Consider the following 14,325-nt stretch of genomic DNA (forward strand, 5'->3'; position numbering starts at 1 on the left):
GGAGAGTAGGACGCCGCCAAGCAAAGAACCACTGCCGATGTTATTCGGTGGTGGTTTTTATTTGTGTATAAGGATTAAATATGATGAGCGGAAGCTTTAACATGTTCGTCAATTGAAGGTAACATTTTTGTTACGGATAACAGCGGTAAAACCAGTATAATAGGACTATGTTAAATATGCTAAAAGTACCTGACCACAGAGCTGGAATGTGCAGCTGTGAAAAGGAGGGTGTGTGTGTTAAGTTGGCGGAGACTTGGACTACAATCATTTCTGTTGCTTTGCCTGACGGTTGTTCTGGCAGGATGCGGTGAAGCTTCAGGAGCTGTATGGACTTCATATGAAGGTGCGGTTAACGAGAAGAGTTTTCCGGTGCCTAAAGTAGCGAATAAATCTGACCAGTCCGAAAACAATTCGGATATGGATTATGTTCGATATACGCTGTCTGGTATTAGTGAAAGCACTAGTTTGCCTGAGGTATATCTAGACGAGATCAAAAGCTGGGGTTGGACAGAGAGGCAAGCCAAGGGTACATCCAATGAATCCAGTACCTTGCGTGTATTTGCAAAGGAAGGACATACTGTTCATTTAGCGGTACATGACGGTTCCTTTACACTAATGGTTCCTAGAAATGATGCTACACAAACGACAGTTAAATCATTGGCTGAAGATGATTGAGCTGCTGTGAGCATGGTAGGTATGAATAATTAACGCTGTGATGTTCCTTATATAGTAAAGCTCCCGTGTACTTGATCGGGGGCTTTTTGTTATTTTGCGGAAGTAGGCAGTAATGAAATACCTATCGCGTTATGTGCAGGAGAAGCATAAAAGGTACAGAGGATTTGGAGTAGACATGGTTGTATAGAAAGGCAGTATCTGTGCTTGAACTATAAGGGGAGTGCTGAGCTTTAAAGGTAGGGTAAAGATATAGAGAAGTAGAGTTTTATAGAGATATTCTGAGGTATTGAATGGCTGGTGGAGACGGCTTAACCAGAAGGGATGGAGCTCAGACTGAGCAAGAGATCGTTTAAAGGCGTAAGATATACAGGCTAACTGGGTCATGAGATATGGAGAAGCGGAGAAAAAGAGGAGATGAAATGGAGCCAGGGGTGGGGATAACATTTTTAACTACACTCATGCTGTGGATAAGAGAAGAGAGGGAGAAGATAAATAAAGGTTATCCACTGTGGATAACCTTTATTTGAGTATGTGGGGCTGAGTCATGGAGGATACGAGTAACAGGTTTTTGTATCTGAATATCCGAAGGACTCAGCCGTTATGTATTACAGATAAGTGAGGTACATTTATCATTGGATGAATAGAGGTTATTTATTGCAGATAGTATGAGACATCTTGTTCATTCAATTTGATAAGTCCATCTTTGCGCTCGCGGGAGAGAACCATTACAACATATAAGCGAGGGCCAAGCAGCCACAAATGCCAGAAGATCAGCGAGAGGGTGAAGGACAAGGGCGACCATATCAAACACACAGTAATGATACATAGTCCAATCCAGCTCATGTTTAGATGTACCCGGGTAAACATGCGGAAGCTGAAATGCTGATCAGGGATATAACCTAACCAGGGCATACGCAGATTCCAGCGCCACCGTTTGGCATAAGAGGTACGGACCAGAAGTAATATGGTTCGGGCAATGACATAATGAATCCAGATGGTGATTGGGCCTGCCAGTACAAAAAAGAAGAGGCCAGTCCAGGAGAATGCGAGTAGATTGAATAAGAGCATGATGACCGGCAGACACAGATAGCTATAGATGACGCTGCGGGCGATAGCCTTTTTTTTCAGAAGCCGGTATTGATAGAACGTTGCTTTATTCTCCGGTTCGGCGATCATACGATTATATATCCTCCTTCGGATTCACGTTTGTGTGGGGTAAGTAGTCATTTTCGTGCAGGTGTATAAGGGAATGAATCATGTATGTATATATGAACCTTGTATCTCAAGCCATGAAGATTGTACAAGATATTGAGATTTGACGGAGCTTATCTCAGTATACTCCTGAATACACGGACTGTCAGGCTTTGATATCGTTATCATGTATTATATATCGGCTGAGATTCCAAGTTTTTTTAAGAAAATTGAATATAAGTTTTGAGTCAGACCAGAGGGATACATGATTTAGAGGGAAATGCGATGGAATGCAGGATAACGGTATAGAACATAAGCAGGTGAATGCTTTTGTAGGAAGAATGAATGTATTTTTCGGTACAGACACCCAAGAGGGGGTGGGCGAATATATATATTTTATAGAAAGAAAGCACTATGAAAATGTTTAAAATAATAGAAACTGTGCAATACTGATAGTAAACGTAAAACAAGGTGGGATGGTTCATGGAAGAACATGCCGAACACACATGTATTATCTGCGAGCAAAGAAAAAGAGAAGGCATTTTTATTGTATCTGAATTCATATGTGACGCTTGTGAAGCAGAAATGGTTCATACCGATGCGCAGGATGCCAAGTACAATTATTTTATCAATCAGATGAAACAGATTTGGGTACAAAAAAACGCATAATTAACGTTGCTATAGAAGTAGAAGTTAGAACATCGCATTGCAATGATGCTGATGTGTGTAGAGGCCCAATGGGCCTTTTTCTGTTTTTAGGAGAGATCGCCTTGTCTGCCATCTAAGGAAGGCGTATGCTGATATAATGATATGGATAGTTTACAGTAGAACGTCTGCAGATGGGGAAGAAGGACGTTACTGAGTATAGGAAGCATATTAGAATGCATAGAACTCACATTATATATGTACAGGATGGTTACTTCATGGATCATAAAACTAAATCAAGTAGAGCCCCTTTATATGAAGCGTTGCTTGCGTATCGTGATTCGAAGCAGCGTTCTTTTCATGTGCCTGGGCATAAGAATGGACAAGCTTACCGATATTTGGTGGAAGAAGCAGAATCGGAAAAGCCTCCCGTTAAGGATATCGTTGAGGAGGAACACCAGCACAACGGAGAGATTCAGAACGGTGCAGGAGGGATTGTTAACCAAAGGGTAGAGCAATTCAGATTCAGTTCGATTGATGAACATGGAGCTGATATGGAGAGCGGGAAACGTTTTGGTGGCGAAGGGAATCAGTCGGAAATAGAATTGGTACCAGTGCGTTCATTTCTAGAGATGATGGAGATGGATGTTACGGAGATTACGGGTACCGATGATTTGCATCATCCTGAGGGTGTGATCCAGGAAGCGCAGGAGCTTGCGGCAGATTGTTTTGGAGCGGAGGAGAGTTTCTTCCTTGTGGGAGGCAGCACGGCAGGTAATCTTTCTCTATTGCTAACTGTGTGCGATGAGCCGAGCAGTATTGTATTGGTGCAACGGAATATACACAAATCCGTTATTCACGGGTTAATGCTGGCAGGCGCAAGAGCTGTATTTCTGGAGCCGTGGGTTGATCCTGCGTCTGGACTTGCGGTCATGCCGTCGGTGGAGACGGTTCAGGCTGCTGTCCAGTCCTATCCTGAGGCAAAGGGAGTACTCGTCACGTTGCCCAATTATTACGGCATGGGCGCTGATCTGACGCCCATTGCCAAGTTGTGTCACGATGCTGGCATGCCATTGCTCGTGGATGAAGCGCATGGCGCACACTATGGGCAGCATCCGGAGCTGCCAGTCTCTGCACTGTCATGCGGCGCAGACGGTGTGGTGCAGTCGACGCATAAGATGCTGACGGCCTTCACCATGGGTGCCATGCTGCACATTCAGGGACCACGGTTAAATCGGTCCCTGTTAAGGCAGCGCCTGGCCATGGTGCAAAGCTCAAGCCCATCATACCCGGTGATGGCTTCGCTTGATCTGGCGCGTCGCCTGCTGCACGTGCAGGGCGCGAACACCTTCACGGCGGGGCTCGCCGCCGTGGACGCCTTTAAGCGCGGCCTCGCAGAGCTGCCGCGCTTCCAGTTGCTGCAGCCTGCACAGCCGCTGCAGCAAGAACCGCCAGCCGGAACAGCGAAGCCGGCTGGCATGTCCGTGTCCGCTGCGCAGCAGACACGGGAGGGCCTGACCGCGGCGGCGATACCATCTGTCGCGGGGTATACCGCTCAGGACCCATTCAAGGCCGTCATCTATGACGGCACAGGGGTGCTGAGCGGTTATGGGCTACAGCAGCAGCTGGAAGCATGCGGCTGTGTGCCTGAGATGAGCGACGAACGGTACGTCGTCTTGCTCTTCAGCCTGGGCTCAACGGTTCTAGATGCTCAGCACCTATTGCAGGCTTTACACCATATCAGCTCTACCAATGGGCATGAGCAGATTCATTCAAGTACAGAGCCCTCGCAACAGCTTGCGAAAGGTTCAGCGCATTACATTTCCACGTGGAACAATTTACAAGAAAACACTCGCTTTTCAGAACCGATCTCCTTTACACTGCAACCCATTGTGGAGACGGATACGATCAATGTCCCGATAGAAGAAAGCGCGGGCTGTCGATCAGCTGAGATGGTTGTCCCGTATCCTCCAGGGATTCCACTTGTATATCCAGGTGAACGCCTAAGTCCATCGATGGTAGCACGTATAATACTCCTGCGGGATGAAGGAGCAAAGTTTCATGGGGTATCAGATGCATCCTTACAGTCATTGAAGGTCATGAAGGATTAAAAGATACACATGAAAATCTGAATTGCATTTACCACTAGGTAGTCTATATGACCAATACAAATTGCGATACCGGACCCTACACATGTGAGGGTCTCTTGGTCATTAATCCACTTGTTAGTTCAACGTATACAGATAGACATAAGAAAGAAGGGAACACTTTGGGTATTCCGCTAAAAAAATATACAGGAATAGTCCTGCAAGTTTTGTTGATGTATGGTTTTTATTGGATAGGAAACATTATTCAAGCTTTATTACATCTACCGTTAACAGGCAGTATTGTGGGCATGCTGGTATTGTTTATCGCCATTCAACTGGGATGGATCAAAATGAGCTGGGGAGAAGAAGGGTCAACGTGGCTTCAATCTCATCTGCAATTGTTGTTCATCCCACCTACTGTGGGTATCATTAATCATTTTGATTTTTTCCGAGCTAACACATTGTTATTAGTCCTTGGTTTGATTGTTAGCACATTAATCACATGTCTGGTATCTGCCAAAGTAAGTGAGTGGCTTATGACATGGAGATTGTCTCATTCAGGTAAAAAGGAGGCGATCCCATGTCAGCATTCATCCTCGGAATTGGAATGATCGCGCTAACCATCGCTGTATATATTCCAGCCACTCGTCTATATAAAAGGTTAAAATGGCCGATACTGATGCCTGTACTCACAACGACTGCCATACTGATCCTGATCTTGGTGATCTCCAATATAAAGCTGGATACGTATATGCTCGGTGGTAGATGGATACAAGAACTTTTGGGCCCAGCAGTTGTATCTCTCGCTTTTCCCTTGTCCAGACATCTGCACGTGCTGAAGCAAAATATCATTCCAATTGTGGGTGGAACGATCGGGGGCAGTATTACAGGTATCGTCACAGGTGCCTTAATTGCTATTGTGCTTGGCTATCCTGAAGATATGGTTATCGCTTTGTTGCCAAAATCCGTGACGACTCCTGTGGCTATTCAACTTGCTGATCAGGTTGGAGGGAACGCCTCATTCACTTCACTGTTTGTGATGATTGCAGGTTTCTCAGGAATACTACTGGGGCCAATGTTGTTGAAATGGGCTAAAGTTCGCAGTGAACATGCCTATGGAATTGGACTGGGTTCAGCATCTCATGCCCTTGGCATGGCAAGGTCTTATGAATATGGAGAGAATGCGGTAACCCTCAGCTCGGTATCCATGATTGTCAGTGCCATTGCCGGATCAATTATGCTTCCATTATGGGTATGGATCATCTACGGTTGAATGCTTTACTTTGTAGTTCATGTTGGAGTAACCGCTGACCTATAGTATTATAGAAAGAAAACAAGCTTGTATGATCTTTGTGTTATTAATACGTACCGGTATAGCTGAGCCATACACCTCTGGGTGGGGGATATCATATCCTGTAGCAAGAGGGTCTAAGCATATTCATTACAGCAGCAATAGATGCAATTATCGACATAGAAAGCAGGGAAGCATATGCAGGGCAGAGGTAAATTCATTACGCTGGAAGGGGGAGAGGGTTCCGGTAAAACGACGATGATCGGGAGAATAGGTTCTTATTTTGAAGAACAGGGTATACCTTACGTAGTTACGCGAGAGCCAGGCGGAATTGAGATTGCGGAGAAAATACGTTCCATTATTCTGGACCCTCTTCATACGGCAATGGATGCTCGAACCGAAGCACTATTGTATGCAGCTGCTCGCAGCCAGCATCTGGCGGAGAAGGTAGAGCCTGCACTGAGAGCTGGAAAGGCAGTCATCTGTGACCGATTTGTCGATAGCAGTCTGGTCTATCAAGGATACGCCCGTGGACTCGGGATAGAGAATGTATGGGCCATTAATCGCTTTGCAATCGGTGATCTTATGCCGGATGTGACCTTATATCTGGATATCGAGCCTGAAGTGGGGCTTGCCCGGATCGACGCTCATGATGGCCGCGAAGTGAACCGTCTGGATCTGGAGAACCTGGAGTTTCACCGTAAAGTGCGAGAGGGTTACTTCCTATTAAAAGAGCAGTTCCCGGAACGGATCAGGGTTATCGATGCTTCCATGAAGCAGGAGGACGTCTTGGCAGCAATGATTTTGTCGCTGGAGACAGGGATTTTGAAGGATTTTGACGAGTAATTGTCTAATATATAGACAGGGCATTTGATAAAGGTGCTTATTCTAAAGGAGGTTATGCAGGATGAAACTGATTGTTGCGATTATACAGGATAAAGACAGCAACCGATTATCCAGCGCATTGGTCAAAGCAAACTTTCGGGCAACGAAGCTTGCCAGTACGGGCGGATTTTTGAAGGCAGGCAACACGACGTTTATGATCGGTGTCGATGATAGTCAAGTCGAATCCGTAATGAACGTCATTCGCAGCAGCTGTAAGGTTCGTGAACAGCTCGTGACTCCGGTCACACCGATGAGTGGAACAACCGACTCTTACCTGCCGCTACCTGTTGAAGTTCAAGTAGGTGGAGCTACTGTATTTGTTCTCCCGGTAGATCGCTTCGAACATTTCTAATTAAACCTATTGCATGGATCCCATGAGGGTCTTTCATTTTCGATAGCATGTTGGAAACGATGAATGCAAGAAGATTTAAACAGAGTTTGTGCGTGCTGCTTACGGAACGCCTTTCTTATGAGATGAATTGGCACACTCTTTCCGGATGAGCATCTCCCAGCCAGGGAATGGTTCATTTCGGAAAGAGGTTGACTACAAACAACAAGTCCTTGATGGTGATGTGTATCTACCATTATATATAGAGTGTGAATTAACATATATAAAGGCCTCATCCTCACGCACAGGCGCAACGCGCACTGTGCTGATGGGCGATTGGCTAACTATGATAGAAAGCGGGCGTATCCATGAAAATCAATCCTGGATTCAGACCGATTCAGAGCGGGATCAGTTCTACTGATTCAGGTTCCAAACCGGTCCAATCCAAAAATTTCTCTGATATGATGAATCACCAGGGGGAACGAGCCTCACAAGCTGAACTGAATCGCCGGTTTAGTGAAATCCAGCTTCAGGGCGATCGCTTGGCACGTTCCATGACGATTCGTGAGCTGAAGGCGTATAAGCAACTTGTTAAAAGGTTTCTGGAAGAGACCGTTCGCCGCGGTGTATCCATGAAAGAGACTAGGGGTTGGGATCGTCGTGGCAGAGGCAAGCGTTATAAGCTGATTGATGAAATTGACTCCGCTCTGTTATCCATGGCTGATGAATTGCTGGATACAGAAGAAGGAAAAATCTCTCTATTACAACAAGTAGGCGAAATTCGGGGGATGCTTATTAATTTAAGCTTCTGAGGAGGAAGTATGTCCTTTCAACAAATTATGGGTCAACAGGCGGCCAAGCAAATGTTACAAAGCAGTTTGAGACGTCAGGCAATAAGCCATGCGTATTTATTTAGCGGTCCAGCGGGTAGCGGGCAGCGGAAGACGGCAATTACTTTCGCCAAGGCGATATTTTGTACAGAGTTAGAAGATGACGCATGTGGGCAGTGTCTTGAATGTCGTAAGGTGGATCATGGTAACCATCCGGATCTAACCATGCTTGCACCAGATGGAAACAACATTAAAATAGATCAAATCCGGGACCTGCAGCGTATCTTTTCATACCGATCTGAGGCAGGCCATCCCAAAGTATATATTATAGAACAAGCTGAGAAAATGACGGTGCAGGCAGCGAACAGTTTGCTTAAATTTCTGGAGGAACCACAAGTACCAGCAGTCGGCATCCTAATTACAGATAATGGACAGGCTATGCTGCCCACCATCCGGTCTCGTTCCCAATTGGTGCCGTTCAGCGCACTGAAACCGGAGGAGATGTTGCAATCTCTGATTGAGGAAGGGCACCCTGCCAATCTGGCTCGGTCTGCCGTCCATTTAGCGTCAGGATTGGAAGCATGTAGAGAAATTCTCCAGCAGAATTGGTTTGCAGAAATTAGAAACGTAATGTTACAATTAGGGAAGGAGTCCCTGGGTAGAGGAAGTACATCATTGATCTCTGCACAGCAGAAGCTTTTTAAAACCGGACTCTCTGAACACCTGGACATGCTGCTTAGTTTGTTCCATCTATGGTTTAGGGACATGCTGTATGTTCAGTACGATAGGCATGAACATATCGTTTTTATAGATCAGTTAGACATGCTATCTCAGTTGGCACATACCCGCAGCACAGAGCAGTGGGTCTCCTATATGGATATGGCCGCAGCATGCAGAAAAAAATTGCGTTTCAATGTCAATGGCCAGCTTTGTCTGGAGCAATTTTTGATCGGTTTGGCATAAGACTGGGAGAGGGCAGCATTAGCTCCAATCATATGCAAACGGTTATAACTTCGGCCGGTTCCCTAAGAAGACGGGGCTTCAGACGAAGTGGGGTTGGCTTACAAGGGGGTTAATTTTTTGTACAGTGTAGTGGGTGTCCGTTTCAAAAAAGCGGGCAAAATTTATTACTTCGATCCCCTGGACCTTCCCATTGAGAAAGAAAACTGCGTTATCGTGGAGACAGCGCGGGGGGTAGAGTACGGTAAGGTTGTCGTTGGTAAGAAGGAAGTGGGCGAGTCCGATGTGGTGTTGCCGCTGAAGAAAGTCATCCGTGTTGCGGGCGAGACAGATGCCCGTGTGGTGGATGAGAACAAGCGTGCAGCCAAAGAAGCATTCGGTACTTGTTTAAATAAAATCAAAGACCATGGCCTCAAAATGAAGCTGGTCGATGTGGAATTTACGTTTGATCGCAATAAAATCATATTTTATTTTACAGCTGAAGGAAGAGTCGATTTCCGGGAGCTGGTTAAGGATCTGGCAAGCATTTTCCGGACACGAATCGAGCTGAGACAGATTGGTGTACGTGATGAAGCGAAGATGCTTGGCGGAATCGGACCTTGCGGCCGTGTGTTGTGTTGTTCTTCCTGGCTGGGAGACTTTGAGCCGGTATCAATCAAGATGGCTAAAGATCAGAGCCTATCACTGAATCCGACGAAAATTTCAGGGTTGTGCGGAAGACTCATGTGCTGTCTGAAATTTGAGCATGATAACTATGAAAGTGTGAGAGAAGAACTGCCGGCTGTAGGCAAACTGGTCGTCACCTCATTGGGTGAAGGAAAAGTTGTCGGAATTAATGCCGGTAGCCGCACAGTCCATGTTCAACTGTTCGACATCAGTAAAGTCAAAGAACTTCCGCTGGATGACGTCGTTATCAAGTAAACCATAAAGGTTGCTTCGGGGTGGAAACTTGGAAAAGAAAAATCTGTTTACGCACATTCATGAAATGGAAACCCAACTGGGTCAGTTGCACGGTGATTTAGGAGAGTTAAAAATGATTGTGAAGGAGCTGCTTGAGGATAATCAGCGGCTTACCATCGAGAATGAGCAGTTACGCAAACTGCTCAAACGTGAGGCTCCGGCAGATCTGCCGATCTCCGCAGCACTCGCTCCTGTAGCCAGACCCGCAGGTCCGGCTACAGGTGAAGATGTCGTGGGTGAAGGGTATGATAATCTGGCTCGGTTGTATCACGAAGGCTTCCATATCTGCAACGTCTATTATGGACATCTGCGGACGGAAGGCGATTGTCTGTTCTGCCTGTCTTTTTTGAATAAATGAAGTGACCGTAGGGATCCCCTACGGTTTTTTTTCAAGGTTACAAACCTAAAGATACAAACATGAGATATAGAGTACCGGAGGATGAGCGTAACATATGGAAGCAAAAGAAGTAGTGTTACATGAGTCAGAGCGGATTGATGATCTGCTCTCTCATGATCTGAGAATCATTCAAAGTGATGAAGTATTCAGTTTTTCAATGGATGCGGTATTGTTGGCTCGGTTTGCTTCTGTACCCAAACGGGGTCGTGTACTTGATTTGTGTACAGGCAATGGAGTAGTTCCTATTCTGCTTACAACGCGTACGCAGGCTAGTCTGGAGGGGATCGAGATTCAGCCACGTTTGGCTGATATGGCTCGTCGCAGCGTACAATTAAATGCACTGGACGAATCGATTATGATTCGTGAGGGTGATTTGCGAGAACTCGTGAAAGAAACGGGCCACGCTGTCTATGATGCAATAACGGTTAATCCTCCATACATGCCTCTGAATGGCAGTGATCTCAAGATGAACACACATCAGGCAATGGCACGTCATGAGATTGGATGTACCCTGGAAGAAGTGATCCAGGCTTGCAGTCGACTTGTACGTAATGGTGGCAAAGTATCCATGGTTCATCGTCCACAGCGGCTTGCAGAGATTATCTCGCTCATGCGTGAGTATAAGCTGGAGCCAAAACGAATTCGGATGGTACATCCCCGTGCTCATCTGGAGGCCAATATGGTGTTAATTGAAGGAATGAAAGATGGTAAACCCGAAGTGAGGATGCTTCCTCCACTCATTGTCTACAATGAAGAGGGGAAATACTGCGAAGAGATTATGGATATTTATTATGGTCAGCAACATGCTGAGCGTACAACGAAAGGAGGACTTTAGATGACTTTGCATATTCAGAAAAGCTATGCGGAGCAGCCTGAAGGTTCAGGCAAGCTATATCTGGTGGGAACACCCATTGGTAATCTGGAGGATATGACATTCCGGGCGATCAAGACGTTGCAGAGCTGTGACATCATTGCGGCAGAAGATACACGTCAGACTCGAAAGCTGCTTACCCATTTTGAAATTACACCGTCCATGTTGTTTAGTTATCATGAACATAATAAGGGAGCAAGTGGCCCTGAACTGATACGCTATATAATAGAAGGAAAAAATCTGGCACTCGTCAGCGATGCTGGTCTGCCGGCCATTTCGGACCCTGGTTCCGACCTTGTACAGCTTGCGCTTGAAGCTGGAATTACGGTCATTCCCATCCCTGGACCCAATGCTGCGTTGTCTGCTCTGATCGTGTCCGGATTACCGACGGAGCGTTTTACATTCGGCGGCTTTTTGCCGCGGGAGAAAAAGGACATGCGAAAAGTGCTGGAAGCTTTTGACGAATCCAATGGGACTTTGTTATTTTATGAATCACCTCACCGTATTCGCAAAACATTAGTCCATCTTGAAGAAATTCTGGGGGATCGCTCGATCGTCCTGGCTCGTGAGCTAACCAAGCGTCATGAGGAATTCGCAAGGGGTAGTGTGAAGGAATGCATCGACTGGCTTGAAGAGCATCCGCCTCTGGGTGAGTATTGTTTACTGGTAGAAGGCATCAAGGAAGAGGAGCGTAAGGCTGAGCGCGAAGCGTGGTGGCAGCTCATGTCGCTCGCCGATCATGTCAGTCATTATGAGGGTGAAGGACATAACCGCAAAGATGCGATGAAAAAAACAGCAACCGATCGTGGTCTGACGAAGCGCGATGTATATAATGCGTTAATCGAATAGCGAATCTGACCTCCAACATGAGTGGAACATTAAAAGAACAGAGTGGTTCAAAATAATTCCAAACGAATGTTTACCACTCTCTCCTTGGTGGAGTGTGACAGACTCATTTTGGGTAATGGAACCCATAACAGGGCAAAAAAATACCTTCCACGGTGTATTCACACCGGGAAGGCCATTAAGGAATATTAAAAAGGTTAGAAATAACAATTTAGATAAGTCCAGTGTACCTGTAATTTTTTATTTTGCTACAGGTGCAGGGATTTCGGAAATACATTCGTTACAAACGATTTTACCTTTGAAGTAAGTAACGTTCTCTGCATTACCACAGAAGATACAAGCAGGCTCGTATTTTTTCAACATGATGCGCTCGCCGTCAACATAGATTTCCAGAGCATCTTTTTCACCAATACCGAGCGTACGGCGCAATTCAATTGGAATAACTACCCGTCCCAGTTCGTCCACTTTTCTTACAATACCTGTTGATTTCATCATTATAATCAGTGCTCCTCTCAGCTAACTATCTTTGTCATTATTCGACATTATTTTATGTTTTATGATACTCATCATACCAACGATTCCCAAATCAGTCAACCTTAAAATTAGCTTAAAATTAAGGCTGTTTTTCCTAAGGTTACTGGTGGTAAGGGATTGCAAGCTGTTTTTCGTATTTAAACATCAATGTCAGCTTTGTCGATTTGGAAAACGACAAAACTACCTTATTCGACAAAGTTCGTCAAATCGTGTCGAATCGTAGAGGTCAAAGCGTTAATATAAAAGAAATTAAAGGAGTGAGTCGACATGGAACAACGTCTAACGGAAGAGAAAGTGTTTAAAGATCCGGTACATAATTATATCCACGTGCAAGATCCGATTATATGGGAGTTAATCAACACCCCGGAGTTTCAGCGGTTACGCCGGATTCGTCAGTTGGGGACTTCTTACCTTACCTTTCATGGAGCAGAGCACAGTCGTTTCTCACATTCACTGGGTGTGTATGAGATTACGCGCAAGATCATCTCTCAATTTGAAAGAAGTCATTATTCAGATTGGCCAAAGGAAGAAAAGATTGTAGCGCTATGCGCAGCTCTACTTCATGACCTTGGGCATGGGCCGTTCTCTCATTCCATTGAGGAAGCTTTTGACATGAATCATGAAGATTGGACTTGTCGCATCATTACAGGTGATACCGAAGTAGGGGCAATCTTAAGACGGTATGCTCCTGATTTTCCTGAGAAAGTGGCTTCTGTGATTCAAAAAACGTATGAGCAGCCCATTGTGGTCAATCTGGTGACTAGTCCTCTGGATGCAGACCGAATGGATTATTTGCTCAGGGATGCTTACTTTACGGGAGTAAATTATGGCACGATCGACCTTGATCGTATCCTTCGCATGCTCCGTCCCTATCATGGACGAATTGTAGTCAAGGAGTCAGGCATGCATGCTGTGGAGGATTACTTAATGTCTCGGTACCAGATGTATTGGCAGATTTACTTTCATCCGGTAACCCGTAGTTCCGAAATTATATTGCGGCAAATATTCAAGCGAGCGAAAGCACTCATAGAAGAAGGTTTCCAATTCCGCTTCTTGATCGATCCACTTCCTCAATTATTTGAAGGAGAACTCTCGGTAGATGAATATTTGCAGTTGGACGAAGCCCTTATTCAGACGGCATTTGCGCAGTGGCGCAAGGAGGACGATGCTGTTCTGAGTGAGTTATGCGAACGTTTCATGGATCGCAAGTTATATAAGTATGTAGAGCTTGAACAGACCGACTTGACAATGATGGAAGAGATTCGGGAAGCTTTTATCCAGGCAGGTCTGAATCCCGAATATGATCTTGAAATTGATTTTCCGTCGGATAATCCGTATGATGTGTTTCGTCCGGATGAATCCACAGATAAGCAGATTCTTCTGCTCGATCGACAGGACAAGTTACATGAGTTGTCAGAAGTATCCGACATTGTCCGGTCCATTAGTGGACTGCATCGGGGCAAACATCATTTGTATTACCCGCAAAACAAGGTGGATGCGATTATTCATGAATTACCGTCCCATATACGCCCCTATTTCTTGTAATGATGAGGGTACAACTTGGTGAAAACTTTGAGTTCAAAAGACTTTCTAAAAGAGCTATTTTTCATGATACAGTAATCTGCTTTAATGGGCAGTATATGTAGATCGACATAATTTTGTAAATGCAAGCAAGTGGAATCATCTCAATCAGCCATATGTAGACCAGAGTATCTGTACATCTTCTATATATTGTAGTTGCGATGCAATGAATGTAATGATGGCAATATACAGATTCCCCAAAATGTTTTATCTATGAAGCAATGATATATTGAATTTTACACAT

17 protein-coding genes are annotated in these 14,325 nt (G+C 45.2%); 15 read left to right on the forward strand and 2 right to left on the reverse strand.

Going from position 1 to position 14,325, the window contains the following annotated elements; all coding sequences use genetic code 11:
- The first annotated feature begins 234 nt into the window (after positions 1-234).
- Positions 235-675, forward strand: coding sequence for a hypothetical protein (locus tag FS628_RS28960; RefSeq protein WP_082763048.1), 441 nt, complete (start codon positions 235-237; stop codon positions 673-675).
- Between the two features lie 651 nt (positions 676-1,326).
- On the opposite strand, the gene FS628_RS28965 is transcribed toward FS628_RS28960, so the two are convergent.
- A complete protein-coding gene (locus FS628_RS28965) occupies positions 1,327-1,851 on the reverse strand; it encodes a hypothetical protein (protein WP_145326510.1) in 525 nt (174 codons plus the stop codon).
- Between the two features lie 305 nt (positions 1,852-2,156).
- Between FS628_RS28965 and FS628_RS31550 the strand changes: the two genes are divergently transcribed.
- From FS628_RS31550 to rsmI, 13 genes are all read left to right on the forward strand, one after another.
- Entirely contained in the window at positions 2,157-2,294 is a 138-nt protein-coding gene (locus FS628_RS31550; RefSeq protein WP_186328008.1) for a hypothetical protein, read from the forward strand.
- A gap of 55 nt (positions 2,295-2,349) precedes the next feature.
- On the forward strand, positions 2,350-2,535 hold the full coding sequence (locus tag FS628_RS28970) for a sigma factor G inhibitor Gin (protein ID WP_145326511.1): 186 nt from the start codon (positions 2,350-2,352) through the stop codon (positions 2,533-2,535).
- A 254-nt stretch (positions 2,536-2,789) separates the two neighbouring features.
- Positions 2,790-4,622, forward strand: coding sequence for an aminotransferase class I/II-fold pyridoxal phosphate-dependent enzyme (locus FS628_RS28975; RefSeq protein WP_145326512.1), 1,833 nt, complete (start codon positions 2,790-2,792; stop codon positions 4,620-4,622).
- 47 nt (positions 4,623-4,669) lie between these two features.
- On the forward strand, positions 4,670-5,209 hold the full coding sequence (locus tag FS628_RS28980; RefSeq protein WP_145326513.1) for a CidA/LrgA family protein: 540 nt from the start codon (positions 4,670-4,672) through the stop codon (positions 5,207-5,209).
- The gene (locus FS628_RS28985; RefSeq protein ID WP_145326514.1) at positions 5,179-5,871 is read left to right on the forward strand and encodes an LrgB family protein; all 693 of its coding nucleotides are present in this window, start codon (positions 5,179-5,181) and stop codon (positions 5,869-5,871) included. Before FS628_RS28980 ends, FS628_RS28985 begins: the two co-directional genes overlap by 31 nt.
- 216 nt (positions 5,872-6,087) lie before the next feature.
- Positions 6,088-6,735 (forward strand): dTMP kinase, encoded by a 648-nt coding sequence (gene tmk / locus FS628_RS28990; protein WP_145326515.1) that lies wholly within the window; start codon positions 6,088-6,090, stop codon positions 6,733-6,735.
- Between the two features lie 61 nt (positions 6,736-6,796).
- Positions 6,797-7,126: a cyclic-di-AMP receptor gene (locus FS628_RS28995; RefSeq protein WP_047914178.1), complete on the forward strand. Its 330-nt coding sequence runs from the start codon at positions 6,797-6,799 to the stop codon at positions 7,124-7,126.
- Positions 7,127-7,470: 344 nt separating this feature from the next.
- Positions 7,471-7,914, forward strand: a complete 444-nt coding sequence (locus FS628_RS29000) for a YaaR family protein (RefSeq protein ID WP_017691389.1) — start codon at positions 7,471-7,473, stop codon at positions 7,912-7,914.
- A gap of 9 nt (positions 7,915-7,923) precedes the next feature.
- The gene (holB, locus tag FS628_RS29005; RefSeq protein ID WP_145326516.1) at positions 7,924-8,895 is read left to right on the forward strand and encodes a DNA polymerase III subunit delta'; all 972 of its coding nucleotides are present in this window, start codon (positions 7,924-7,926) and stop codon (positions 8,893-8,895) included.
- A gap of 117 nt (positions 8,896-9,012) precedes the next feature.
- Entirely contained in the window at positions 9,013-9,813 is an 801-nt protein-coding gene (locus tag FS628_RS29010; protein WP_053778939.1) for a PSP1 domain-containing protein, read from the forward strand.
- Positions 9,814-9,841: 28 nt separating this feature from the next.
- A complete protein-coding gene (yabA, locus tag FS628_RS29015; protein WP_145326517.1) occupies positions 9,842-10,210 on the forward strand; it encodes a DNA replication initiation control protein YabA in 369 nt (122 codons plus the stop codon).
- 94 nt (positions 10,211-10,304) lie between these two features.
- Complete coding sequence (locus FS628_RS29020; RefSeq protein ID WP_145326518.1) at positions 10,305-11,084, forward strand: tRNA1(Val) (adenine(37)-N6)-methyltransferase; 780 nt, start codon at positions 10,305-10,307, stop codon at positions 11,082-11,084.
- Positions 11,085-11,969 (forward strand): 16S rRNA (cytidine(1402)-2'-O)-methyltransferase, encoded by an 885-nt coding sequence (gene rsmI / locus FS628_RS29025; RefSeq protein WP_076334090.1) that lies wholly within the window; start codon positions 11,085-11,087, stop codon positions 11,967-11,969.
- Positions 11,970-12,206: 237 nt separating this feature from the next.
- Here rsmI and FS628_RS29030 read toward each other — a convergent pair whose 3' ends face one another.
- Positions 12,207-12,461 (reverse strand): AbrB/MazE/SpoVT family DNA-binding domain-containing protein, encoded by a 255-nt coding sequence (locus tag FS628_RS29030; RefSeq protein ID WP_017691383.1) that lies wholly within the window; start codon positions 12,459-12,461, stop codon positions 12,207-12,209.
- Positions 12,462-12,767: 306 nt separating this feature from the next.
- Here FS628_RS29030 and FS628_RS29035 point away from each other — a divergent pair, with 306 nt between their 5' ends.
- Positions 12,768-14,045 (forward strand): HD domain-containing protein, encoded by a 1,278-nt coding sequence (locus tag FS628_RS29035; RefSeq protein ID WP_145326519.1) that lies wholly within the window; start codon positions 12,768-12,770, stop codon positions 14,043-14,045.
- Positions 14,046-14,325 lie beyond the last annotated feature (280 nt).

Origin of the sequence: Paenibacillus xylanexedens, from assembly GCF_007676705.1 — a bacterium.
Taxonomy (GTDB): Bacteria; Bacillota; Bacilli; order Paenibacillales; family Paenibacillaceae; genus Paenibacillus; species Paenibacillus xylanexedens_C.